19 protein-coding genes are annotated in these 23499 nt (G+C 60.1%); 7 read left to right on the top strand and 12 right to left on the bottom strand.

Annotation, left to right across the window (positions count from 1 at the left end; translation table 11 throughout):
- Positions 1-5: 5 nt before the first annotated feature.
- Positions 6-503: a helix-turn-helix domain-containing protein gene (locus U6037_RS11595; protein WP_322846841.1), complete on the bottom strand. Its 498-nt coding sequence runs from the start codon at positions 501-503 to the stop codon at positions 6-8.
- A gap of 98 nt (positions 504-601) precedes the next feature.
- On the opposite strand from U6037_RS11595, the gene U6037_RS11590 reads away from it, so the two are divergent.
- Positions 602-1240 (top strand): isochorismatase family cysteine hydrolase, encoded by a 639-nt coding sequence (locus U6037_RS11590; RefSeq protein ID WP_322846840.1) that lies wholly within the window; start codon positions 602-604, stop codon positions 1238-1240.
- The gene (locus U6037_RS11585; RefSeq protein WP_322846839.1) at positions 1237-2802 is read left to right on the top strand and encodes an aldehyde dehydrogenase (NADP(+)); all 1566 of its coding nucleotides are present in this window, start codon (positions 1237-1239) and stop codon (positions 2800-2802) included. The genes U6037_RS11590 and U6037_RS11585 overlap by 4 nt, the downstream gene beginning before the upstream one ends.
- A 27-nt stretch (positions 2803-2829) precedes the next feature.
- Here U6037_RS11585 and ptrR read toward each other — a convergent pair whose 3' ends face one another.
- Positions 2830-3708 carry a putrescine utilization regulator PtrR gene (gene ptrR, locus U6037_RS11580; protein ID WP_122600302.1) on the bottom strand — a complete coding sequence of 293 codons (879 nt, stop codon included), beginning with the start codon at positions 3706-3708 and terminating at the stop codon, positions 2830-2832.
- 103 nt (positions 3709-3811) lie between these two features.
- Between ptrR and U6037_RS11575 the strand changes: the two genes are divergently transcribed.
- The gene (locus tag U6037_RS11575; RefSeq protein ID WP_322846838.1) at positions 3812-5203 is read left to right on the top strand and encodes an aldehyde dehydrogenase family protein; all 1392 of its coding nucleotides are present in this window, start codon (positions 3812-3814) and stop codon (positions 5201-5203) included.
- A gap of 117 nt (positions 5204-5320) precedes the next feature.
- On the opposite strand, the gene U6037_RS11570 is transcribed toward U6037_RS11575, so the two are convergent.
- Positions 5321-6490 carry a DUF1624 domain-containing protein gene (locus tag U6037_RS11570; RefSeq protein WP_322846837.1) on the bottom strand — a complete coding sequence of 390 codons (1170 nt, stop codon included), beginning with the start codon at positions 6488-6490 and terminating at the stop codon, positions 5321-5323.
- 209 nt (positions 6491-6699) lie between these two features.
- On the opposite strand from U6037_RS11570, the gene U6037_RS11565 reads away from it, so the two are divergent.
- Positions 6700-7296, top strand: coding sequence for a paraquat-inducible protein A (locus tag U6037_RS11565; RefSeq protein WP_322846836.1), 597 nt, complete (start codon positions 6700-6702; stop codon positions 7294-7296).
- Complete coding sequence (locus tag U6037_RS11560) at positions 7293-7979, top strand: paraquat-inducible protein A (protein ID WP_322846835.1); 687 nt, start codon at positions 7293-7295, stop codon at positions 7977-7979. The genes U6037_RS11565 and U6037_RS11560 overlap by 4 nt, the downstream gene beginning before the upstream one ends.
- Here U6037_RS11560 and U6037_RS11555 read toward each other — a convergent pair.
- Positions 7912-10938 carry an FAD-binding and (Fe-S)-binding domain-containing protein gene (locus U6037_RS11555; protein ID WP_322846834.1) on the bottom strand — a complete coding sequence of 1009 codons (3027 nt, stop codon included), beginning with the start codon at positions 10936-10938 and terminating at the stop codon, positions 7912-7914. The two genes, U6037_RS11560 and U6037_RS11555, sit on opposite strands and share 68 nt — an antisense overlap.
- 157 nt (positions 10939-11095) lie before the next feature.
- On the opposite strand from U6037_RS11555, the gene U6037_RS11550 reads away from it, so the two are divergent.
- On the top strand, positions 11096-11980 hold the full coding sequence (locus U6037_RS11550) for a LysR substrate-binding domain-containing protein (RefSeq protein ID WP_322846833.1): 885 nt from the start codon (positions 11096-11098) through the stop codon (positions 11978-11980).
- A gap of 91 nt (positions 11981-12071) precedes the next feature.
- On the opposite strand, the gene U6037_RS11545 is transcribed toward U6037_RS11550, so the two are convergent.
- Both U6037_RS11545 and U6037_RS11540 read right to left on the bottom strand, forming a co-directional pair.
- Complete coding sequence (locus tag U6037_RS11545; RefSeq protein WP_322846832.1) at positions 12072-13346, bottom strand: glucarate dehydratase family protein; 1275 nt, start codon at positions 13344-13346, stop codon at positions 12072-12074.
- Between the two features lie 30 nt (positions 13347-13376).
- A complete protein-coding gene (locus U6037_RS11540) occupies positions 13377-14744 on the bottom strand; it encodes an MFS transporter (protein WP_322846831.1) in 1368 nt (455 codons plus the stop codon).
- 119 nt (positions 14745-14863) lie between these two features.
- Between U6037_RS11540 and U6037_RS11535 the strand changes: the two genes are divergently transcribed.
- Entirely contained in the window at positions 14864-15763 is a 900-nt protein-coding gene (locus U6037_RS11535) for a LysR substrate-binding domain-containing protein (protein WP_242206255.1), read from the top strand.
- A 125-nt stretch (positions 15764-15888) separates the two neighbouring features.
- On the opposite strand, the gene U6037_RS11530 is transcribed toward U6037_RS11535, so the two are convergent.
- From U6037_RS11530 to U6037_RS11505, 6 genes are all read right to left on the bottom strand, one after another.
- Positions 15889-16494, bottom strand: coding sequence for a DUF6338 family protein (locus U6037_RS11530; protein ID WP_322846830.1), 606 nt, complete (start codon positions 16492-16494; stop codon positions 15889-15891).
- A gap of 102 nt (positions 16495-16596) precedes the next feature.
- Positions 16597-18210 (bottom strand): GMC family oxidoreductase, encoded by a 1614-nt coding sequence (locus U6037_RS11525; RefSeq protein WP_322846829.1) that lies wholly within the window; start codon positions 18208-18210, stop codon positions 16597-16599.
- Between the two features lie 66 nt (positions 18211-18276).
- Entirely contained in the window at positions 18277-19494 is a 1218-nt protein-coding gene (locus tag U6037_RS11520; RefSeq protein ID WP_322846828.1) for a mandelate racemase/muconate lactonizing enzyme family protein, read from the bottom strand.
- A 1-nt stretch (position 19495) separates the two neighbouring features.
- Positions 19496-20815: an MFS transporter gene (locus tag U6037_RS11515; RefSeq protein ID WP_322846827.1), complete on the bottom strand. Its 1320-nt coding sequence runs from the start codon at positions 20813-20815 to the stop codon at positions 19496-19498.
- Positions 20816-20897: 82 nt separating this feature from the next.
- On the bottom strand, positions 20898-22322 hold the full coding sequence (gene aldA / locus U6037_RS11510) for an aldehyde dehydrogenase (protein ID WP_322847310.1): 1425 nt from the start codon (positions 22320-22322) through the stop codon (positions 20898-20900).
- Between the two features lie 234 nt (positions 22323-22556).
- The gene (locus U6037_RS11505) at positions 22557-23489 is read right to left on the bottom strand and encodes a LysR substrate-binding domain-containing protein (RefSeq protein ID WP_322846826.1); all 933 of its coding nucleotides are present in this window, start codon (positions 23487-23489) and stop codon (positions 22557-22559) included.
- Positions 23490-23499 lie beyond the last annotated feature (10 nt).

Here is a 23499-nt window from a genome sequence, read left to right as displayed (position 1 = left end):
CGCGGTTATTTGCCTTTGAACGCTTCACGCCGCGCCAGCCGTTCGGCGGCGTAGGCTGCTTGTGGCTGGCTGATCAGATCTTCCCGACGCAACGCTTCGCCGCAGTGCTCGCACAGCGGCCCGAGGCCGGCGTTGTGGTTGCAATCTCTGTGGATCATGTTCACCGCCAGTCCCTCTTCCGGTGTTTTGCACCAGGTTTCTCCCCACGCCCGCAACGCGATGATTACCGGGTAGAACGCCTCGCCTTTCGCGGTGAGGTGGTACTCGTAGCGTTTCGGCCGCTCGTTGTACAAGCGCCGCTCGACCAGCCCATCCGCTTCCAGACATTTCAGACGTGCGGCGACCATTTGCGGCGTACCGCCGGTCTGCGCCTGAATCTCGTCATAACGATGATTGGCCATGAACAACTCGCGCAAAACCAGCACGGTCCAGCGGTCGCCGACGATCGTCTCGGCCCGGGAGATCGGGCACAGCGTGTCAGGAAGACTATCGTTTACTGCCATCAGGGCTTGCCTCTTTTACAGTTACTATGATTATCATATCTACACGATGCCGGGACAAGCCCTGTGCACCGATAATCCCATTGCCGGAGCAAGCAGCCATGTCGAATACCCCCTACCCGCTGGACAGAACCGCCTATCTGCTGGTCGATCCGTACAACGATTTTCTATCGGACGGCGGCAAGATTTTCCCGCTGATCAAACCGATGGCTGAACAGAATGGCCTGCTCGATAACCTGCGCAAACTCGACCGCACGGTGCGCGATCTGAAGATTCCGGTGGTCATCGTACCCCATCACCGCTGGGAAAAAGGCGACTACGAAACCTGGGATCACCCGACCCCGACCCAATGCAAAATCATGCACATGCATCATTTTGCCCGTGGCGAATGGGGCGGTGAATGGCACCCGGATTTTGCGCCGAAGCAAGGCGATATCGTGGTTCAGGAACACTGGGGCTCCAGTGGTTTCGCCAACACTGATCTGGATTTTCGCCTGAAACAACAAGGCGTCACCCATGTGATCATCGTCGGCCTGCTGGCCAACACCTGCATCGAAGCCACGGCGCGCTATGCCTCGGAACTTGGCTACCACGTCACCCTGGTCCGCGATGCGACAGCAGCCTTCCAAGCAGAAATGATGCACGCCGCCTACGAACTCAACGGCCCGACATTCGCTCACGTCATTGCCAGCACTGACGAACTAATTGCCAACCTCCAATCCCAGGGTGAAGCGAAATGAGTCTGACCGGCCATTTGCTGATCGGCGCGGCGGATGTTGCCGCCACCGAAGGCACGATGAAAGCGCTGAACCCGGCCACCGATCAACGGATAGAACCGGACTTCGCTTTCGGCGGTGCGGCCCAGGTTGATCAGGCTGCAACACTCGCCGATGCCGCGTTCGACCACTACAGCCACACCTCGCTGGCCGAGCGTGCCGCGTTTCTCGAGAGCATCGCTGACAACCTCGATGAGGTTCGTAGCGAACTGGCGGCACGCGCGGCCCTGGAAACCGGACTGCCCGAAGCACAGCTTGAGGGCGAAGCTTTGCGAGCCGCGACACAGTTCCGCCAATTCGCCGAGGTGGTGCGCCGGGGCCGCTTTCTGCAATTGGCCATCGACCCGACGCAACCCCAGCGTCAGCCGCGCCCACGAATGGATCATCGCCTGCAAAAAATCGCCATCGGCCCGGTGGCGATTTTCGGCGCGAGCAACTTCCCGATTTCCTACTCAGTGGCGGGTGGCGATACCGCTTCGGCACTGGCGGCCGGGGCACCGGTGATTCTCAAGGCACACAACGCGCATCCCGGCGCTTCGGAAATCCAGGCGCGGGCCATTCGTAAAGCCGCGCAGGCGCATGGCTTGCCCGAAGGTGTTTTCTCGATGGTGCGCGGTGGCGGCAATGCCATTGGCGAAGCGCTGGTCGATCATCCGCTGATCAAAGCCGTGACGTTTACCGGATCTGAACAGGGCGGCATGGCGCTCTATCGTCGCGCACAATTGCGCCCCGAGCCAATCCCGGTGTTCACCGAAATGACCAGCGTCAATCCGACCTTCATCCTGCCCGAGGCGCTGGCGGCTCGCGGCGCCGAGATCGGGGACGGCTTTATCGAACGGATGCTGGTCAACGTCGGTCAGGCCTGTTTGTGTCCGTCGATCCTGATTGCCATTCGTGGTGCCGGGTTCGAAGAGCTGCGCAGCGCCATGCGCAAACGGGTCAGCGAAGCACCGGCGCGGACGATGCTGACGCCGGGCATTCATGGCGCCTACGTCGAGGGTCTGATGGCAATGGAAGGTGCCGGCGCGCAGGTGATCGCGGCAGGCACGCTGGCCGATGCCACATTCGCCGGGCGTGCGGCCTTGCTGGAAATCGAGGGGCAGCATTTGCTCAGCGAACCGGCACTGGCCCACGAAGTGTTCGGCCCGTCGGCGCTGCTGGTGGCGGTCAGTGATGCCGAGGAACTGCTGACAGTCGCCCGCTCGTTCAGGGGACAGCTCAGCGCTGCCATTCACCTTGAAGATGCGGACCTGGAACTCGCGCGGCGCCTGCTGCCGATCCTCGAACGCCGCACCGGACGCATCGTCGTCAACGCTTTCGCGCATCCACAGGAAGTGACGTACGCCACGGTGCACGGCGGGCCGTTTCCGGCGACGTCGGACAGCCGCTTTACCTCGGTCGGCATGACCTCGATCGAACGCTTCTTGCGTCCCGTGGCGTATCAAGGGTTTCCCGATGAGTTGCTGCCAGAGGTGTTGCGCGAAGGCAATCCGCTGAATCTGCCGCACAGCGTCGACGGGCAATAACGGCGATCCGGTGCGCGGCAGACGCGATCATGCATCTGCGCGCACCACCCCGCGCTCTTCCAGCAAACGCACAAACATGCTCAGGCTGCGCGACACCGTGCCCCGTCGCCACACCAGCCAAGTGGTCAGATAGCGAAAATCCGCCGTCAGCGGCCAGACACTCACGGTGGCGCTGCCCGGCATGCTCTGCAGCATTTTGCGCGGCATCAGCGCCAGGCCGGCACCGGCGCTGACGCAGGCGAGCATGCCGTGGTATGACTCCATTTCGAAGATCTTGCCTGGCACAGCAGCGTCGGTGCTGAACCATTTTTCGAAGTGATGACGGTAGGAGCAGTTGGAGCGGAAGGCATAAATGTTCTCGCCGTTTACGTCCGCCGCGCGCTTGACGGGCGCGTGGTTGATCGGGGCGATGATGACCATTTCTTCCTCGAACGCCGGCACGCCTTCCAGCGTCGGATGCAGCACCGGGCCATCGACAAATGCCGCCGCGAGTCGTCCGGACAGCACGCCATCGATCATCGTGCCGGACGGCCCAGTGGACAGGTCGAGGTCGACTTTCGGGTGCAGTTGGTTGTACGCCGCAAGTAATTCGGGAATGCGCACCGCCGCTGTGCTTTCCAGTGAACCCAATGGAAACGCGCCCTGCGGTTCCTCCCCCGCCACCGTGGCCCGAGCCTCCTGTACCAGGTCGAGAATCCGTCGCGCGTATTCAAGAAAACTCCACCCGGCTGGCGACAAACGCAAACGGCTTTTCTCGCGGATAAACAGATCAACACCCAGATCCTGCTCAAGCTGCTTGATCCGCGTGGTCAGGTTCGACGGCACGCGATGGATCTGCGCGGCGGCGGCGCTGATGCTGCCGTGTTCGGCAACGGCTTTGAAGATTTCCAGCTGCACCAGATCCACGGCCATTCTCCAATCGTGAAAGAAACGATCTTTATTATTCAGTTTCCAGAAAACAAACACCACCCTACTCTAGGCCCATCCGACGAACATGCAGGACGATGCCATGAGCCAGATTTCCAGCCAGACCCACGCCATCTCGATCAACCCCGCCACTGGCGAGCAGATCGGTCATTACGCGTTTGAATCCGCCGCCGCTCTCGACGCCGCACTGACCCGTGCCGCCTACGGCTTCGGCAAATGGAAGCGCAAGCCGTTGCAGGATCGCTCGCGCTTGTTGACCGCCCTCGCCAGTGCGCTGCGTGAAACCAGCGAGGCCATGGCCACCATGATCACTCAGGAAATGGGCAAGCCCATCGCCCAGGCCCGTGGCGAAATCGAAAAATGCGCCAAGCTCTGCGAGTGGTACGCCGAACATGGCCCGGCGATGCTCGACGCTGAGCCAACGCAGGTTGAAGGTGGCAAGGCGCGCATCGAGTACCGCCCGCTCGGCCCGATTCTCGCGGTCATGCCGTGGAACTTCCCGATCTGGCAAGTACTGCGCGGTGCCGTTCCGGCGCTGATCGCCGGCAACACTTACGTGCTCAAACATGCGCCGAACGTGATGGGCAGCGCCTATCTGTTGCGCGACGCCTTTACCCGCGCCGGTTTCGCCGATGGCGTTTTTGAAGTGATCAACGTCACGCCTGAAGGTGTGTCCACCGCGATTGCCGACCCGCGCATTGCCGCCGTGACCCTCACCGGCAGCGTCCGTGCAGGTATGGCCATCGGTGCTCAGGCGGGTGCCGCGTTGAAGAAATGCGTGCTGGAACTGGGCGGTTCCGATCCGTTTATCGTGCTCAACGACGCCGATCTGGACGAAGCTGTGCAAGCGGCGGTCATTGGTCGCTATCAGAACTCCGGTCAGGTCTGCGCAGCAGCCAAACGGCTGATCATCGAAGAAGGCGTGGTTGAAGAATTCACCCGCAAGTTCGTCGAAGCCACGCGCAAGTTGAAGGTCGGTGATCCGCTGTCCGCCGAGACCTACATCGGTCCGATGGCACGTTTCGACCTGCGCGATGAACTCGACCAGCAAGTGCGCGCCACTCTTGAAGAAGGCGCCACCCTGCTGCTCGGCGGCGGCAAGTCCGAAGGCCCGGGCAACTACTACGAGCCGACCGTGCTGGCCGACGTCACCGACCGCATGACCTCGTTCAAACAGGAGTTGTTCGGCCCGGTCGCTTCGATCATCACCGCCCGCGATTGCGCGCATGCCGTGGCCTTGGCCAACGACAGCGAGTTCGGCCTGACCGCGACGATCTACACCGCCAACGTGGCACTGGCCCAGCAACTGACCAGTGAACTGGACACTGGCGGCGTGTTCATCAACGGCTACTCGGCCAGTGATCCGCGTGTGACCTTTGGCGGCGTGAAGAAAAGCGGTTTCGGTCGTGAACTGTCGCACTTCGGCGTGCGCGAGTTCTGCAATGCGCAGACCGTTTGGCTGGATCGCAAGTAATCCAGACACCGGAAAAACCGGTGGGAGCGAGCCTGCTCGCGAAGGCGGTAAGTCACGCAGCTTAATTGCCACTGACCCACCGCTTTCGCGAGAAGATTCGCTCCCACAATCGGCTGCTTACAAATACTTCAGCCAGGCGATGTCACGGCGACGGGCCTTCAACGCCGAGAACCAGCGCACGGCCGGGAACAGCCCGATCGCCAGAATGATCGCCGCCAGCCAGATCGCCGCCACGGAAGAGAAACCGAAATAGCTGCCCTGGTTCAGCCCGAACAGGGCCACGCCGATCAGGTACAACACCTTCAACGCGTACAGGTGCAGCAGATAGAAAAACATCGGCGCCGAACCGAACACGGTCAAAACGCGAATCCAGCGACGATCCTGTAAACGCTCGAACACCAACAGCAACAACAGCCCGGCGCTGACGGTCAGCGCGATAAACAGCAGCGACGGCGGGTACTTGGTGATGTTGAAAAAACCCATCAGGGTTTGCACCGACGTGTCGCCCACGGCCCATGGTTTTTCGCCATAGCCATTGATCAGCCGCAGCGCGACAAAGCCGAGCAGCCCTGCGCCACCCGCGATCAGCAGGCGCCGTTGACGCACACCGGCGTCAACGCCGCGAGCGAACCACGGTCCAATCGCATAACCCAAGCCAATCACGCCGATCCACGGCAACAACGGATAGGACGTGCGCAGGCGCAAATTGTCGCTGACCTCGATCCAGCCGCGATCGTGCAGAATCGCCCACGGCACATGCAGCGCTGACTCCACCGGGAAATGCAGGCCGTCGAGCAGGTTATGCCCGGCAATGATCACCAGGCTCAAGGTCAGCAATAATCCGCGCGGCAGCCAGACCAGCAGCGACAACGCGATCATGCTCAAGCCGATCGCCCAGATCACTTGCAGATAAATCACGTTCGGCGGCAGCTGGAAGGTCCAGGCGAAGTTGACCAGGGTGAATTCCAGCAGCACCAGAAACAGCCCACGCTTGAACAGAAACGCACTGACGTCGGCCTTGCCTGCGTACTTCTCGCCAAACAACCACGCCGACAATCCGGTCAGCAACACAAACACCGGCGCACACAAATGCGCCAGGGTGCGACTGAAGAACAGCGTCGGTTCCGTACTGGCGATGTCCATCGGGTCGCTGACCTGCCGGTGCAACAAAAAGGTTTCACGCACGTGATCCAGCAGCATGAACAGAATGACCAGGCCTCTGAGGGCATCAATGGACAGCAGCCGGCCGGTGGTCAAAGGGGCAGAACGAGGAAGCACAATCGTCATGAGCGTTTCGCAATAGAAGGGATAACCGCTGGCGCCTGCAAGGGGCGCCCCAAAATTTGCGTTACCTTATAACACTGAAAAGCAAATAACCACGCTCAAACGAAAGTGATTCTCAGAAAAACTTCGACCCGGCAAGTTGCCCAATAGGCTCAGGCTTCTATAGTGATCAGGTCTGCCGCGCCCTTGCGGCCTGCTGTCGAGCGTTGTCCATGGTCAACACCGAACACCTGATTATTTGCGAGCACTGCGACTGTGTGTACGAAAAAGTCGTGCTGGCCAAACACCAGAAAACCTCGTGCGTGCGTTGCGGCGGCGTACTGCAGCGCTTCAACGGTCTGACCGTTGAACAGCGTCTGGCCCTGACGTTCACGGCGGCGGTGCTGTGGCTTTTCGCCAATTTCTACCCGGTGATGAGCATCAGCATGAAGGGTCTGAAAAACAGCGCGACGCTGTGGGATTCGGTACTGGCGCTGAGTCAGGGGCCGATTACCTTTATCGCCATGGTTGCAGCCATTGCAATCATCATTGCCCCGGCATTCCAACTGGTGCTACTGGTCTGGGTACTGAGTTTCGCCCTGTCATCGCGACGCGCGCCGGGTTTCAAGGTGTGCATGCGCTGGCTGGAAACCCTGCGCCCATGGAGCATGCTCGAAGTATGTTTGCTTGGCGCTATGGTGGCGGTGTTCAAACTCGCCGGACTGCTCGATGTGTTGCCCGGCATCGGCCTGTTTGCGCTGGCAGCACTGAGTTTGATGATGATCAGGATTGCCGGCCGCGACATCCGCGACCTCTGGGACATTCTATGAAGCGACCACCGACCGCCAGCGAGCTCAATCTGTGTCTGTGCCACAGCTGTGGGCTGGCCTGCGACATGAGCGACGAGCCGCACGAGTGCCCGCGTTGCGACGCCCCGCTGCATCGGCGCAAGACCAATTCGCTGACGCGCACCTGGGCTTACATGTTCGCCGCCCTGGCGTTTTACGTGCCGGCCAATCTGCTGCCGGTGATGAATACGGTGATGCTCGGCAATGGCGCCGACAGCACGATCATGAGCGGCGTGCTGGAGTTCTGGGAGCACGGCGCGTGGGACATCGCCCTGATCATTTTCATCGCCAGTATCGCGGTGCCGGGAATCAAGTTCGTCGCCCTGTCGCTGCTGTTGATTACGGTAAAACGCGACAGCGCCTGGGCACGCAAGGAGCGCTCGAAGCTGTACCGTTTCGTCGAGCTGATCGGCTATTGGTCGATGCTCGACGTGTTGGTGGTGGCGCTGGTCGCAGCATTGGTGAAGTTTCAGGCGCTGGGCGATATCGAGCCGCGACCGGGCATTCTGTTTTTCGGCCTGGTCGTGGTGTTCACCATGCTCGCGGCGATGAGTTTCGACCCGCGCCTGATCTGGGACCAGGACACGGGCGACGACCTCAGCGATGTTGAACCTCAAGCAGCACCTGCAACGGATGACGCAGTGCCTGATCCGACTGGCGTTTGACCTGACTGCGACAGGAATAACCGGTCGCCAAGGCTTCACCCTGCTCTGCCGGCGCATCGACCTGACGTGCCCACGACTGCTCGTAGATCACCGCCGAAGTCTGGCGATTGCGCGCTTCATGGCCGTAAGTGCCGGACATGCCGCAGCAGCCAGTGGCTTGTGTGGCCAACTTCAAACCCGCACGTTCGAACACTTGCTCCCACTGCCGGGTTGCGGCCGGGGCGTTGGTTTTTTCGGTGCAGTGCGCGAGCAACCGGAACGACTTGGTTGCATCCTGCGGCGCCTGCTGCGGCATGACCTTGAGTAACCACTCCTGCACCAGCGCCACTTCCGGGCAATCCTGCATACCGGGGACTTTCAGGTATTCCTGGCGATACACCAAGGTCATCGCCGGATCGAGACCCAACAACGGCACGCCAACCTCTGCCAATTCACGCAGTTGCCGAGCGTTGCGCAACGCCGCGCGGTTGAATGCCGAGAGGAAGCCCTGCACATGCAATGGCTTGCCGTTGGCGCTGAACGGCGCCAGATACACCTGATAGCCAAGCCGTGAAATCAGTTCGACCAGATCCGCCAGCAACGGCGCTTCGAAGTAACGCGTGAAGGCGTCCTGCACGATGACCACACTGCGCTCGCGTTGCGCCGGGGTCAGCGCCGACAACGTCGAAACCATAGCTGGTTGCACCTGCCAGCGACGCATCGCAGTGTGAAAATCGAAGCGGCTGAGCAACGGCACGTCGATCATGCCGCCGAACCTTTCCAGCAGGCCCCGCACCCAGGAAGCGCCCATCAAACCGTTGTACAGCGCCGGAATTCGCGCCATGTACGGAATGCTGTACTCCAGCGAGGCAATCAGATAATCCCGCGCCGGACGCAGATAACGGCTGTGATACAGCTCGAGAAAGCGCGAACGAAATTCCGGCACATTGACCTTCACCGGGCACTGCCCTGCGCAGGACTTGCACGCCAGGCAACCGGCCATGGCGTCGTAGACTTCATGGGAAAAGTCCGCAGAAGCCGAGCGACTGTTACGCCAGCGTTGCCACAACGAGCTGAAAAATGCCGGTTGGCGAATCACATCGGACAATACATCAACGCCCGCCTCGCCCTGCAAACGCAGCCACTCACGAATCAACGAGGCGCGGCCCTTGGGCGACTGCGCACGCTCGCGGGTGGCTTTCCACGACGGACACATGGCGTCATTGGGATCGAAGTTGTAGCAGGCGCCGTTGCCGTTGCAGTGCATGGCAGCGCCGTAGCTTTGCCAGACTTTTTCGTCAATCTGCCGATCAAGTTCGCCGCGCAAAGTGACTTCATCGATTTTCAGCAGCGCCGCGTCGGTGTTGGCCGGCGTGGCGATTTTGCCTGGGTTGAACTGGTTGAACGGGTCGAATGCAGCTTTCAGCGCTTGCAGCGCCGGATACAACTCGCCGAAGAATGCCGGTGAGTATTCCGAGCGCAGACCTTTACCGTGCTCGCCCCACAACAGGCCGCCATAACGCTGAGTCAGCGCGGCAACGCCATCGGACACCGGACGCACCAATGCCGCTTGCTGCGGGTCTTTCATGTCGAGAATCGGCCGCACGTGCAACACGCCCGCGTCGACGTGGCCGAACATGCCGTACTGCAAACCGTGGCTGTCGAGCAGGTCGCGCAACTCGGCGATGTATTCGGCCAGGTGTTGCGGCGGCACGGCGGTGTCTTCGACAAACGGCTGCGGCCGCGCTTCCCCGGCGACGTTGCCGAGCAGACCCACCGCACGTTTGCGCATGCCATAGACCTTGTTCACTGCCGCGTGACCGACCGCCAGGGTATGACCCAGGCGCTCAACGGTTTGATCGCGGCTCAGGTGTTCGACGAACGCTTCGACCCGGCGCTGCAAATCCTCCGGATCGTCGCCGCAGAACTCGACCAGATTGATACCCAACGTCGGGCGCTCGGCACTTTCCGGGAAATACTCGGCGACGCCGTGCCAGACGATGTCCTGCATCGCCAGCAACAGCACTTTCGAGTCGACGGTTTCGATCGACAATGGCTTGAGCGCCATCAAGGCCCGCGCATCGCGCAACGCGTCCATGAACCCGGCGTAGCGGATGTTCACCAGCATCGTGTGTTTGGGGATCGGCAGCACATTCAGCCGCGCCTCGACGACAAACCCCAGCGAACCCTCGGCACCGCACAACACACTGTTGAGGTTGAAACGGTTGTCCGCCTCACGCAGATGCGCCAGGTCGTAACCGGTCAGGCAACGGTTGAGATCGGGAAAACGCGCCTTGATCAGCTCGCCCTGCTCATCAATGATCTGCCGCGCGCAACGATGGACTTCACCGACACGATCTTCGCGGGCGCACAGTGCTTCAAGCGCGTTTTCTTCCAGGGGCTGAGCGTGCAGACGTTCGCCGCCGCGCAGGATCATGTCGAGTCCGAGCACGTGGTCGCGGGTCTTGCCGTAGGTACAACTGCCCTGGCCGCTGGCATCGGTGTTGATCATGCCGCCGACGGTCGCGCGGTTGGAGGTCGACAGTTCCGGGGCGAAAAACAGCCCGGCAGATTTCAGCGCGGCGTTGAGCTGATCCTTGACCACCCCGGCCTGCACGCGCACCCAACGCTGCTCCACGTTGATTTCGAGGATGCGGTTCATGTGCCGCGACAGATCGACGACGATGCCGTCCGTCAGCGATTGGCCGTTGGTGCCGGTGCCACCGCCGCGCGGAGTAATCACCACTTGCTGGTACGCCGGCTCGGCGATCAGTCGCGCCACCCGCGCCACATCATCGGCATCCAGCGGAAATACCGCCGCTTGCGGCAGACGCTGATAGATCGAGTTGTCCGTCGACAGCACCACGCGGCTGGCGTAATCGGCGCTGATTTCACCGCGAAAGCCGCTGGTCTTCAGGGCTTTGAGGAACTGCTGGTAATCGCTGGTCAGGGCTTTGGCGGGGGACAGCTGGGCAATCATCGGTCAGGTTATCTCGGTCAAATCGGGCCGTGCGGCGGTGAACAGTTGTACGCAACGAATGATTGCGTCAGGCTCCGCCATCTCATGGTGCCCATGTTCATTGCTGGAAGACGCTGGGACAACCGTAAATTCGACCCGCTATTGATGACTTTTACGAATGAATCCGCGCACGCTCACCCCTTCCATGTCGTTATTGCTGGCTTTCGAGGCTGCCGCGCGTCACGAAAGCTACACCCGCGCAGCCCACGAACTGTCGCTGACGCAAAGTGCAGTCAGCCGTCAGGTGCAGATTCTCGAAAAAATGCTCGGCATGCGCTTGTTCAGCCGTGAAGGCCGGCAAGTGGTGCTGACCGATGTCGGGCGCATGTATCAGCGCGAACTCGCCGAAGCCTTGGGGCAGATTCGCAGCGCGACCTTGCAGGCGATGGCGTTTGGCTCGGGCATTCATAGCTTGCGCCTGGCGACGCTGCCAACGTTCGGTTCGAAATGGTTGCTACCGCGCCTCAAGGATTTCTACACCGCGCACCCGGGCATGACCGTGCATTTGCATTCGCGTATCGGCGTAATCGACTTCGATACCAGCGAAATCGATGCGGCGATCTGCGTCGGTGGCGGTGAATGGCCAGGGCTGACCGCCCTGCCCTTGCACACTGAAGAACTGGTGGTGATCGCCAGTGCGCAGCTGTCTGACGCCGAGCGCAATGACGCCGAACAACAGATTGCCGGGCAACTGCTGCTCAACGTCAGCAGCAATGCCCAAGCGTGGGCGGAATGGTTCAGCCATCACGGTTTGCCGCACCGCAGCATGCGCATCGGGCCGAGCTTTGAAATGACCTCGCACTTGATTCAGGCGGTGCGGGCGAATATTGGTGTCGGTTTGGTGCCGAGGATTCTGGTGGAGGATGAGTTGCTCAGCGGCGAGTTGCTACAACTTGGCGAGCCGATTACCAGTCGGCGCAGCTATTACCTGGTGTATCCACCGCGTAATGAAAATCTGCCATCGCTCAAAGCGTTTCGGGATTGGCTGGTAGAAACGTTGTAAGGACGCCAATCGCGAGCAGGCTCACTCCTACAGTTGGAATGCGTTTCCCTGTAGGAGTGAGCCTGCTCGCGATAGCGTCAATTCAGACACCTTAAAACCTCGGCTTAACCGCCCTCCAGTCCGGCTTGTACCGCTGCATCTGCCGCACATCATCACGCTGGCGAATCCCGCACGTCAGATACTGATCATGCAGCTTGCCCAACTGGTCATGATCCAGCTCCAGGCCAAGCCCCGGCGCCCGGGTGATCTTCACACAGCCGTCGACAATCGGCAGCTTGCCACCCTTGATCACCTCTTCATCCGGCTCCTGCCACGGGTAATGGGTGTCGCAGGCGTAATCCAGATTCGGCACCGCCGCCGCGACATGCGCCATTGCCATCAGGCTGATGCCCAGGTGTGAATTGGAATGCATCGACACGCCGAGGCCAAACACATCGCACATCTTCGCCAGCGTCTGCGTGTCGCGCAGGCCGCCCCAGTAATGGTGGTCGGCGAGAACAATCTGCACGCTGTTCTGCGCGACACTGCGACGGAACTCGTCGAAGTCGGTGACCACCATATTGGTCGCCAGCGGCAGGCCGGTGCGTCTGTGCAGCTCGGCCATGCCGTCGAGGCCCGGGGTCGGATCTTCGTAATACTGCAGATCATCGCCGAGCAATTCGGCCATGCGAATAGACGTTTCCAGCGACCAGTTGCCATTCGGATCGATGCGCAGCGGATAACCGGGGAAGGCTTTTTTCAAGGCCTTGATGCACGCCACCTCATGCTCCGGCGGCAACGTGCCGGCCTTGAGTTTGATGCTTTTGAAACCGTACGCCTCAATCATCCGCGCAGCCTGCGCGACGATTTGCTGCTCGCTGAGCGCCTCGCCCCAGTTGTCCGGTTTGTACGGCGAATCGACATGCTGCGCATACTTGAAAAACAGATAGGCGCTGAACGGCACTTCATCACGAATAGCACCGCCGAGCAGGTCCACCAGCGGCACATTCAGGTAATGCGCCTGCAAATCGAGAAACGCCACTTCGAACGCCGAGTAGGCATTGCTCACCGCTTTGCTGGCGTGGGAACCGGGCGCCAGTTCGGCACCGGCAATGCTAGCAGGTTTATTGGCGGCAACGGTGGCCTGCACGATCGCGCGCAACTGGTTGAGGTTGAACGGATCAAGGCCGATCAGCTGAGACTGCAACTGCTGCTGGATCGCCAGTGCCGGGGCATCGCCGTAGCTTTCGCCGAGGCCGATGTAGCCATTGTCGCTTTCAATCTCGATGATCGAGCGCAGCGCAAAGGGTTCGTGGATGCCGCTGGCGTTGAGCAGCGGCGGATCGCGGAAGGCAATCGGGGTCACGGTGACACGGGTGATTTTCAAGATAACGCTCCTGACGGATCAACAATCAATTCAATGGCTCGCAGCCGGGCTGGCCGTCGCGACAACGGCGGTGACCTCATGCGGCTTTGCGAGGTTTTCACCTTTCGCGCCAGGCGCCGTGCGGGCGAAGAAGATCACCACCGCTGCGATCAGCGACGTGCCAGCCAAGCCATACAGGCCGCCCTCGATAGAGCCGGTGGTTTGTTCGAGAAAACCAAATGCAGTCGGTGCGACGAAACCACCGAGATTGCCGATAGAGTTGATCAGCGCGATCACCGCAGCGGCGATGCGCGCATCCAGATAGCTTTGCGGAATCGGCCAGAACAATGCCGACGCTGCCTTGAAACCGATGGCGGCGAAGCAGATCGCGACGAAGGCGAAAATCGGCCCGCCAGTGGTCGACATGAACATGCCGATGGCCGCGATCACCAGCGTCAGTGCGACCCACGCCTGTTGGAACTTCCATTTACCGGCCATCGCTGCAAAGCCGTACATGGCGACAATCGAAATGATCCACGGAATCGAATTGAGCAGGCCAACCTGGAAATCGCCGAGATTGCCCATCTTTTTGATCATGCTTGGCAGCCAGAACGTCGCGCCGTAAATGGTCAGGGCAATGGAGAAATAGATGAAACAGAACAGCGCAATCTGCCGATCCGCCAACAGCTTGAACATCGACGGTTTGGAAACTTGCACCGCCTCACGGGCACGCTGCTCCTCGGCAATCGCCGCCACCAGCGCTTCGCGCTCTTCTTCGCTCAGCCACTTGGCCTGACGCGGATGCGATTGCAGCCAGAACCAGACAAACCCGCAAAGCACCACCGACGCCGCGCCCTCGATCAAGAACATCCACTGCCAGCCGTGCAGGCCCAACCCGCTGATGTGCAGCAGCGCACCGGAGACCGGGCCGGAGATCACCGAGGCAATCGCCGAACCGCTGAGAAACACCGCCATGGTCTTGCCGCGCTCGGAGGCCGGCAGCCACTGCGTGAAGTAGTAAATGATCCCCGGAAAGAACCCCGCCTCGGCCGCGCCGAGAATAAAGCGCAGCACATAGAAACTGGTTTCACCTCTGACAAACGCCATGGCCATGGCGGCGGCGCCCCAGGTGAACATGATCCGTGTCAGCCAGACCCGTGCGCCGTAACGCTGCAGAAGCATGTTGGACGGCACTTCGAACAGTGCGTAGCCCACAAAAAACAAACCGGCGCCGAGGCCGTAAGCCGCCGCGCCGATGCCCAGATCGGTTTCCATGTGACTGCGCACGAAACCGATGTTGACCCGATCGATGTAGTTGACGATGAACATCACCACGAACAGCGGCAGCACGTGGCGCTTGACCTTGGCGGCGGCACGGGCGAGTACCGTGACGTCCAGCGGACTCTGGAGGGTTTTCAAGGGGCGACTCCCGATCTTGTTTTTTTAGGGATGGCGTAAAGCGTTGGATCGATCATGGACGGCGATCATTGATCCCGTCTAATCTAACTTGGCATTCGATTGATACCCGGATTAGATCAATGTTCGAACTGACCCAGCTGCGCTGCTTCACCACTGTCGCCACCGAGCTCAACTTTCGCCGCGCCGCCGAGCGACTGAACATGACGCAGCCGCCACTGAGCCGGCAGATCCAGTTGCTTGAGCATCACTTGGGCGTCGAACTGTTTACCCGCAGCACCCGCAGCGTCGCGCTGACCGCAGCCGGCCGGGCTTTTTTCATCGAAGCACAGAACCTGCTGGAGCGCGCGCAGCAAGCGGCGGTCACCGCTCGACGGTTTGCCGAAGGCGACATCGGGTCGGTGAACATCAGTTTTGTCGGCAGCGCGGTGTATGAGTTTCTGCCCAAGGTCATCGCCGAGGCGCGACTGAAACAGCCGCAGGTGAAAATCGATCTGTCGGAGATGAACACTTACCAGCAGCACGAAGCCCTGCGCGCGCGACGCATCGATTTGGGCATCGCCCGTGCGCCATTACTCGAGCCGGGATATGCCACTGAATGTCTGGTGCGCGAGCCGTTTGTACTGGCGGTACCGAGTGGTCATCCATTGGCGAGCGCGGCTGAAGTGGCCGTAAGCGATCTGGATAAGCAGCCATTTCTGATGTATTCCCACGCCGCTTATCCGCCGTTCAACGAACTGCTGACCGGCATGCTGCGCTCGGCCCGGGTTGCACCGGATTACGTGCAGTGGCTGGGGTCGTCGCTGACGATTCTGGCACTGGTGAATGCGGGCATGGGTCTGGCGCTGGTGCCGCGTTGTGCGACCAGTGTGGTGTTCAGAAATGTGGTGTTTCGCGATATCGATCTGGGCGAAGGGGTGCAGAGCGAGCTGCATCTGATCTGGCGGGAGAACAACGACAACCCGGCGTTTGCGATGTTGCTGGAAGCGATTCGCCGGGCGGTGGCTGAGGGGTGGGGCTGAAAGGCGCTAGCTCTTGAGCGGTGGTGGAGCACTGGGTGCTCTAGGCTGCGCATTTGCCACTGGCTTGCCATCTTTCGTATACCGACGCGCCACCCATTCTGGCATTGGTTGCGGTGCTCTGGCTGTCATGACGAAACCTCCGATTTCGGGCCGAACTCTACCCATTTGACTTTCCCGGAATCTATCAGCAAAAACTCAGCGCCAAAAGGCACTTCTGTTCCGTCGGCATCCAGCCAACAGGGATTTTGCATCACGAACTGACCACTGTCGGATTCCGGCGGCCACTCCACAGGCCAGCCAAAAACGCGCCTCTCATCGTTCAAATGGAGGGTGATGAGACGATGGTGCTGAGCGAAAATACTGAACCATTCACTGGGGTAAGAAGATTGTTTCGTTACATTTCTACTACGTAGCCACGCATGCATCCTGTCGCTGGTGGCCAGATAGCACGCGAAGATTCCAAGCGCCAACGAGAAAACAAATGCCCAAAGGGTTTCAGCCCGAGCATCCCACTTCCCGAGAGAAAAGCCCTTCGCGCCTATCCACAAGCAGATAGCCCCAACCGCCAGCACCGCCCCATGAATCACAAACGTAAAAATCAACGCCTGCACGATCTGCCCAAACGTATCGGGTCGTTTGAAAGCCGTCAGCGAATAAAAAATCCACGCCGACAAAAACCCGGGAATCAGGTACTGCAACAGCGGAATAACTTCTTTGACCAGATCATCCATGATCCGAGGCTCCTTGAAAGACCGGTCGATCTGACTACCGACCGCCCCTCAAAAGCCTAGTGCACATCGCTGAAAACCCTCGCGCGCAACTGTCACCACTCATTACGCATCCTGCAAAATCAGATCCGCGCCCTTCTCCGCCACCATCAACACCGCTGCGTGAGTATTGCCCGAGGTCACATTCGGAAAAATCGACGCATCAACAATCCGCAGCCCGTCGAAACCGTGCACCTTCAGCCGCTTGTCGACCACCGACGTCTGCTCGTCAGCGCCCATCGCGCACGAACCACAGAGGTGATAGATCGAGCCACAGTTATCGCGGAAGTACTGCAACATCTGCTCGTCAGTTTCCACCGCTGGCCCCGGTAAAACCTCATCTACCGTGATGCTCTTGAGCGCCGGGGCGTTCATGATCTTGCGCATCAGACGACTACCCTGAATGACCTCGTCGATGTCCTTTTGCGTGCTCAGGTAGTTCGGATCGATCAGCGCCGCATCCCGGGGATTTTTCGAGGCGATCTCGATATGCCCACGACTGGTCGGCCGGCACGGATTGAAGCACAGCAGGAAGCCGGAATACGGCTCGGGCTTGAGGCTGGCCTTGTTGTTTTTCGGAATCTGGTACGACAGCGGGTTGAAATACAGCTGCAGGTTCGGATGATTCTGCTGCGCGTCGCCACGGAAAAAACCACCGGCCTGATTGACGCTCATGGCCAGGGCGCCCTTGCGCGTCAGCAGGTATTTCACGCCGAGTTTGAACTGACCGAACAGCGAACTCAGTTCATCGTTGAGCGTCGGGATATTGGCCTTGTAGTAATAGCTGGCGCACAGGTGATCCTGCAGGTTCTGCCCCACTGCCGGCAGGTGTCTGACCAGAGGAATGCCGTGCCTGGCCAGCAACGCGCTGTCCGCCACGCCGGACAATTGCAGAATTTTCGGCGTGTCGACGGCACCCGCACACAAGATCACTTCCTTGCGTGCGGTGAAGGTTCTCACCACACCATGCTGAGTAATCGAGATCCCGGTCGCACGTTGTTGCGCGTCATCAAACAACACCCGATCCACCAGCGCGAAATGCTCGACGGTCAGGTTCGGCCGCTTCAGTGCCGGATGCAGATGCGCGAAGCTGCTGGAGCAGCGCTGACCGTTCTTGGTGTTGACGTCGTAGAGACCCGCCCCTTCGAACTTTGCCCCGTTGAAATCTTCACTGCGCGGATAGCCGAGTTCCGAGCAGCCCTCAAGAAACACATCGCAGATCGGGTGAGTCTGGCCCTTCATCGGCGTAATACTGATCGGGCCGCTGCCACCGTGATATTCGCTGTCACCCAACGGATGGTTTTCCAGTTTGCGGAAGTACGGCAACACATCCTTGAAGCCCCAGCCGTCGTTGCCATTGGCGGCCCAGTCATCAAAGTCATGAGCCTGACCACGCACGTAGATCATCGCGTTGATCGACCCGGAACCGCCCTGCACTTTGCCGCGCGGGGCGTAGATTTCGCGGTTGCCCAATTGCTTTTGTGGCTGGCTGTAATACATCCAGTTGAAGGTCGGGTTGTAATACATTTTGGCAAAGCCGACCGGGATCTTGAACCACAGCGAGCTGTCTTTGCCGCCGGCTTCCAGCAACAGTACGGTGTGTTTGCCCGTGGCCGAGAGCCGGTTGGCCAGCACGCAGCCAGCGGCGCCAGCGCCAGCGATGATGTAGTCGTATGTCATGCACGGTTACCGCGTAAGTCGTTATACAAAATTCGGCTCGCTCCCACAGGAACTGCGCCTGCCGTGTCAGCCGCGAGCTGGCGAGGTGTCTTTCACATCCACCGGGGTCGGCGCCATCTGCAAGTGCAGCCGCTCACCGGTGTACGGCGAATGCCGGCGCACCACGTCCATGTTCAGCTCGACCCCAAGACCCGGCTCGCTGGACGGAATGATGTAGCCGTCTTCCCACTGCAACGGTTTGGTCAGTACTTCGGCGTGAAAGCCGCCCCAGGTCTCGATGCTTTCCTGAATCAGGAAATTCGGCGTACAGGTCGCCAACTGAAAACTCGCCGCCGCACCAATCGGTCCGTTGTACAGATGCGGGGCGATTTGCGCGTAATACGCTTCGGCCATGCTGGCGATCTTCTTGGCTTCGAGCAGGCCGCCGCAGCGCGCCACGTTCATCTGCAGAATCGACGCACCGCCGGCCTGCAACAGCTTGAAGAATTCGTACTTGGTGGTCAGGCGTTCGCCAGTGGCAATCGGGATGCTGGTCTTCGCCGCGACTTGCGCCATGGCCTCTTCCTGACCCGGCGGCACCGGCTCTTCGAACCACAGCGGATCGTATTTCTCCAGGCGCTTGGCCAGGCGGATTGCCGACGACGGCACCATCTGCCCGTGGGTGCCGAACAGCAGATCGCACTTGTCGCCCACCGCTTCACGAAGCTTGCGGCAGAAGGTTTCGCAGCGTTCCAGCACTTCCAGGGAAATCTGGTGCCCGGAGTACGCGGTGTAAGGCCCGGCCGGATCGAACTTCACGGCGGTGAAGCCTTTGTTCATGTTCTCGATCGCGCACTCGGCGGCCAGATCCGGGTCGTCGTAGTCGTACTCGCCACGGCTGTTGACCGGGTACAGGTAGGTGTAGGAACGCAGGCGTTCGTTGACCTTGCCACCGAGCAGTTCGTACACCGGCTTGTTCGCCGCTTTGCCGATGATGTCCCAGCAGGCCATCTCCAGACCGCTGACCACACCCATCATGGTCAGGTCGGGACGCTGGGTGAATCCGCTGGAATAGGCTTGGCGAAAGAAACGTTCGATGTGGTGCGGATCATGATTGAGCAGGTAGCGTTCGAACACGTCTTCGATGATCGGCAGCATCGCTTTCGGGCCAAAGGTCGCGGCGTAGATCTCGCCGACACCTTCGATTCCGCAGTCGGTCTTGAGCTTGACGAACAGCCAGTACATACCGCCGATGTGCGGTGGCGGTACGGCAACGATATGGGTTTCAAGGGCGATGATTTTCATCTCAGGCACCTGCTTTTTTCGAAGATTGACGATTGATTCGGGCACGCAGGGTCACGGCAGCGAGGGTGCCGACCAGACCGATAGTGGCGATGTAGCCGAAGTAGAGCTTGTAGCCGAGGGCACCGGGAAAGTGCTCGGTGAGGTAGCCGTTGATCAGCGGAATAAAGGCATCCGGCATGTAGCCGACCACCGAGACGATGCCGATGGCCAGACCGGTGATCCGCAGCGGAATGTTGCAACTGTCGAGAATCGCCCAGTACAGACCACGAATCGCATAAGTCATCAGGCCGATGAAAATCACCGTGGCGATCAACAGACCGATGCTGTTGAGCGCGGGGAACACGATCAGCCCGACGATCGCCAGACTCGCCAGCAACAGCGCGACGATCAGCACCGAAATATTCGAGAACTTGTCACCCAGCCAGCCGCCGCCAATGCCACCGATCGGACGCATCCAGAGTTTGATCGTGGTAATCGTGCCAGCCATGACGGCGGTCATGCCGCTGCCTTGCAGATAGTCGGAGAAACTGTAGGTGGCCCAGAAGATGTGATAACCGCAGAACACGATGGCGGTGACCAGCCACAGCTCAGGGATTTTCACCAGCGTGGTCAGGTCGGCGAGCAGATTGAACTTGCCCTTCTCCACCGCTGGCGTGTCTTCCATCGACTTCGGGTCCTTGATCAGCACCAGCAGACAACCGATGGCGATACAAGTGAAGGCGTACAGGTAAACCACATGTCTGAAGCCTTCGGCTGTCGACTCGCCACGGGTCTCAGTGGCGAAGGCAAACAAGCCCAGTGCGACCGTCGCCAGCAGCGCTTCAACCAAGCCGCGACCACCGTCGAGAATGCCGAAGAACCGGCCCTGCTCGGTGTGATGCGCAATCATCTTCACGCGCTTGAGTACCGAGGCCCAGAAAGTCAGACCGGTGGTCAGACCCCAGCAGCCGAAGATAATCATCAACCCGGTCATCGACGGCGCAGTGGAATACCAAAGGCCCAAGGCACCGGTGGCCACCAGCGAGAAGAAAATCAGAAAGCGCGGTGCAATGCGATCGGCCAGCCAGCCGCTCGGCAAGTAGCTGAGCAGGAAGATCGTGCCTAGCATCGAGTACAGATAACCCAGCTCGCTGTGGTTGATCTGGAACACCTCGAGCATGGTCGTTTGATAGACCTGACGCAGGTACAGAATCGGATAGATCGCGCCGGCAGCGAGCACCAGCAACATCAATTGAAAATAGCGACTTCCCTTGTCGCTCTGGCTTTTCACAGCCGAATCGGAACCCTGAACAGCGGCAGCAGAGGATGCATGCTTGGACATTGAAGTGACCTCGGGCAACCCGTGCTCCGGGCGCCCCTGATAATTGTTTTTATAGGTGTAGCGTGAGGCGTGTAGCGGCGGATCAGTACTTCATGACCACGAGTCGGGTCTGGGTAAATTCGAGCATGCCGTGCTTGCCGTCATCGCCGCCCAGGCCGGAGCGTTTCCAGCCGGCGTGGTAGCCCTGATACGGGTCAGCCGGGGTGCGATTGACGTACAACTCGCCGGCCTCGATGGCGTTGGCGACTTTCTGCGCGGTGCGGTAGTTCTCGGTGTAGAGCACCGACGACAGGCCGAACTGATGGTCGTTGGCCATGGCCAGCGCGTCGTCGATGTCGCGGTACTTGAGCACCGGCAGCACCGGGCCGAAGATTTCTTCCTGGACGATTTCCATGTCCTGACGGCAACCGCTGAGCAGCGTCGGCGGGTAGAAATGCCCCGATCCTTGCGGCAACACGCCACCGCTTTCGAGGATTGCGCCGTCAGCGATGGCGCGCTCGACCATGGCGTGAATGTTCTGCTGCGAACTGGCATTGACCAGTGGCCCCATCAGACTGGCGTCGATGGCGCGGTCGCCGAATTTCACTTCAGCGATTTTCGCCTTGAGCAGCGCGAGGAATCGGTCGTAGACGCTTTCCTGCACATAGACGCGCTCGACCGCCGTGCACAACTGGCCGCAATGCGTGGTTTTCGACGCGATGATTGCTGTCGCGGCCGCACCCAGGTCGGCATCCGCTTCGATGATCGCCGGGGTCTTGCCACCCAGTTCCAGCGACGGCTTGGCGATGTTGGCCTTGCAATAATCGAGAACGATGCGCCCGGCGTTGACGCTGCCGGTCAAGGTAATCAGGCCCACGGCTTTATGGGTGCATACGGCCGCCGCCGTGGCGTGATCCATGGTCAGGATATTGATCACACCGGCCGGCATGCCCGATTGCTGCACCGCTTTGGCAATTTCGAATGCCGAGGTCGGTGTGTTGTTGCTTGGGCGCACCACCACGGTGTTGCCGGCAATCAGCGCCGGGGCGATTTTGCGCAGCAACGTGTAAACCGGGTAGTTGAACGGGATCAGGCACGCAACGACGCCGATCGGCTCGCGGTGCAAAAACAGGTTTTCGTCAGGGCTGTCGCTGGGGATGATCTCGCCTTCGATGCGCCGCGCCCATTCGGCGTGGTAGCGAGTGATCTGCGCGGCATAACGGGCTTCGTTGCTGGCATCGCTGACGCTTTTGCCAGACTCGGCGGCCAGTGCGTTGCCGATGGCTTCGGCACGATCTTCCAACGCAGCGGCAAAGGCTCGCAGATGTTCGGCGCGCTCGATGCTGGTGAGTTTGCCCCAGACCTTTTGCGCCGCTGCCGCCGCATCGACCGCTGCGGTGGCTTCCTCGGCGGTGGCACCCGAGACATGGCCGAGCAACGCTTCGGTGGCCGGGTTGTAGACCGCGATCAGCGCCGCGCTGGCAGGCTCGATGAATTGGCCGTTAACAAAATTTCGCTCGGTTCGCATGTGCATCGCCCATCGTTTGTTTTTATCAATGCCACCAGTCTTGTCATCGATGGCGGGTTGAACAAACGATTTATCGGGCGGTTAAACATTCGAAAAATGCAGGTTACCCCCGCATCGGCACAAATCCCCTGTAGGAGTGAGCCTGCTCGCGATGGCGGTGTGTCAGCCACCTATTTTTCGCTGATACATCGCCATCGCGAGCAGGCTCACTCCTACAAGGGAATCCGGGCTGATTCAGATAGCAGCGGTCGAAGGCTCTAACTGGCGCTGCGCCAGCCAGATCTCCTCCTGCAGCCATTGAGCAAAAACCTGCAACTGCGGCATATCCGTCTGCTCCGGCCGGGTCACCAGCCAGTACGACTGATGACCTTCCACATGTACATTCAGCACTTGCGTCAACTGCCCGCTGGCCAGTTCCGCCGCGACCATGTGCCAGTCGGCGATGGTGATGCCCAGGCCATCGGTCGCCGCCTGAATCGCCAGATCGAGCAGATCGAACTCATAACCGCCCTGGGTATCCACCCCGGTAATGCGCGCCGCGTCGAGCCAGTGATTCCAGGTCAGGTAGCGCTGGTCTTCCCTGGCCAGAACGTGGAGTAACGTCAGGCGATTGAGGTCGATGCCTTGCTCGCCACTCTCGCGGGCATACACCGATGGCGCGCACACGGCGATGTGGCGCTCTTGAACCAGTAGCGAACTGTCGAGACCGTCCCATTCGCCATTGCCAAATCGAATCGCACAATCGAGCGTGCTGGTTTCCGCCAGACTGTCCTGCAAGCGCGTGGTGATGCTCAGTTCCAGCTCGGGATGTTGCTCGCGCAGTCGGCCCAGACGCGGCATCAACCAGCGACTGGTAAAGGTCGGCGGTGCATTGATGTGCAATCGGTTGGAGTGGGTTTTCTGCTGAATGCTGCGCACCGTCAGCTCGATCTTGTCGAACGACTGGTGCAGCGCCCGCAGGAGAATCTTGCCGGCAGCGGTCAATTCCAGATGATGGTGACGGCGTTCCAGCAGGCTCTCGCCGAGCTGTTCCTCCAATTGCCGCACCTGACGACTGACCGCACTCTGGGTGACATTGAGCAACTCGGCGGCGCGGGTAAAACTGCCGGTGCTGCCGGCCACTTCGAACGCCTTGAGCGCGTTCAGGCCGGGCATTTTGCGTTTCATATCAAGGCAC

It is taken from the genome of Pseudomonas sp. B33.4, from assembly GCF_034555375.1.
GTDB lineage: Bacteria > Pseudomonadota > Gammaproteobacteria > Pseudomonadales > Pseudomonadaceae > Aquipseudomonas.
Note: the sequence above shows the minus strand (reverse complement) of the source record. Positions and strands in the feature narration are given on the sequence as shown.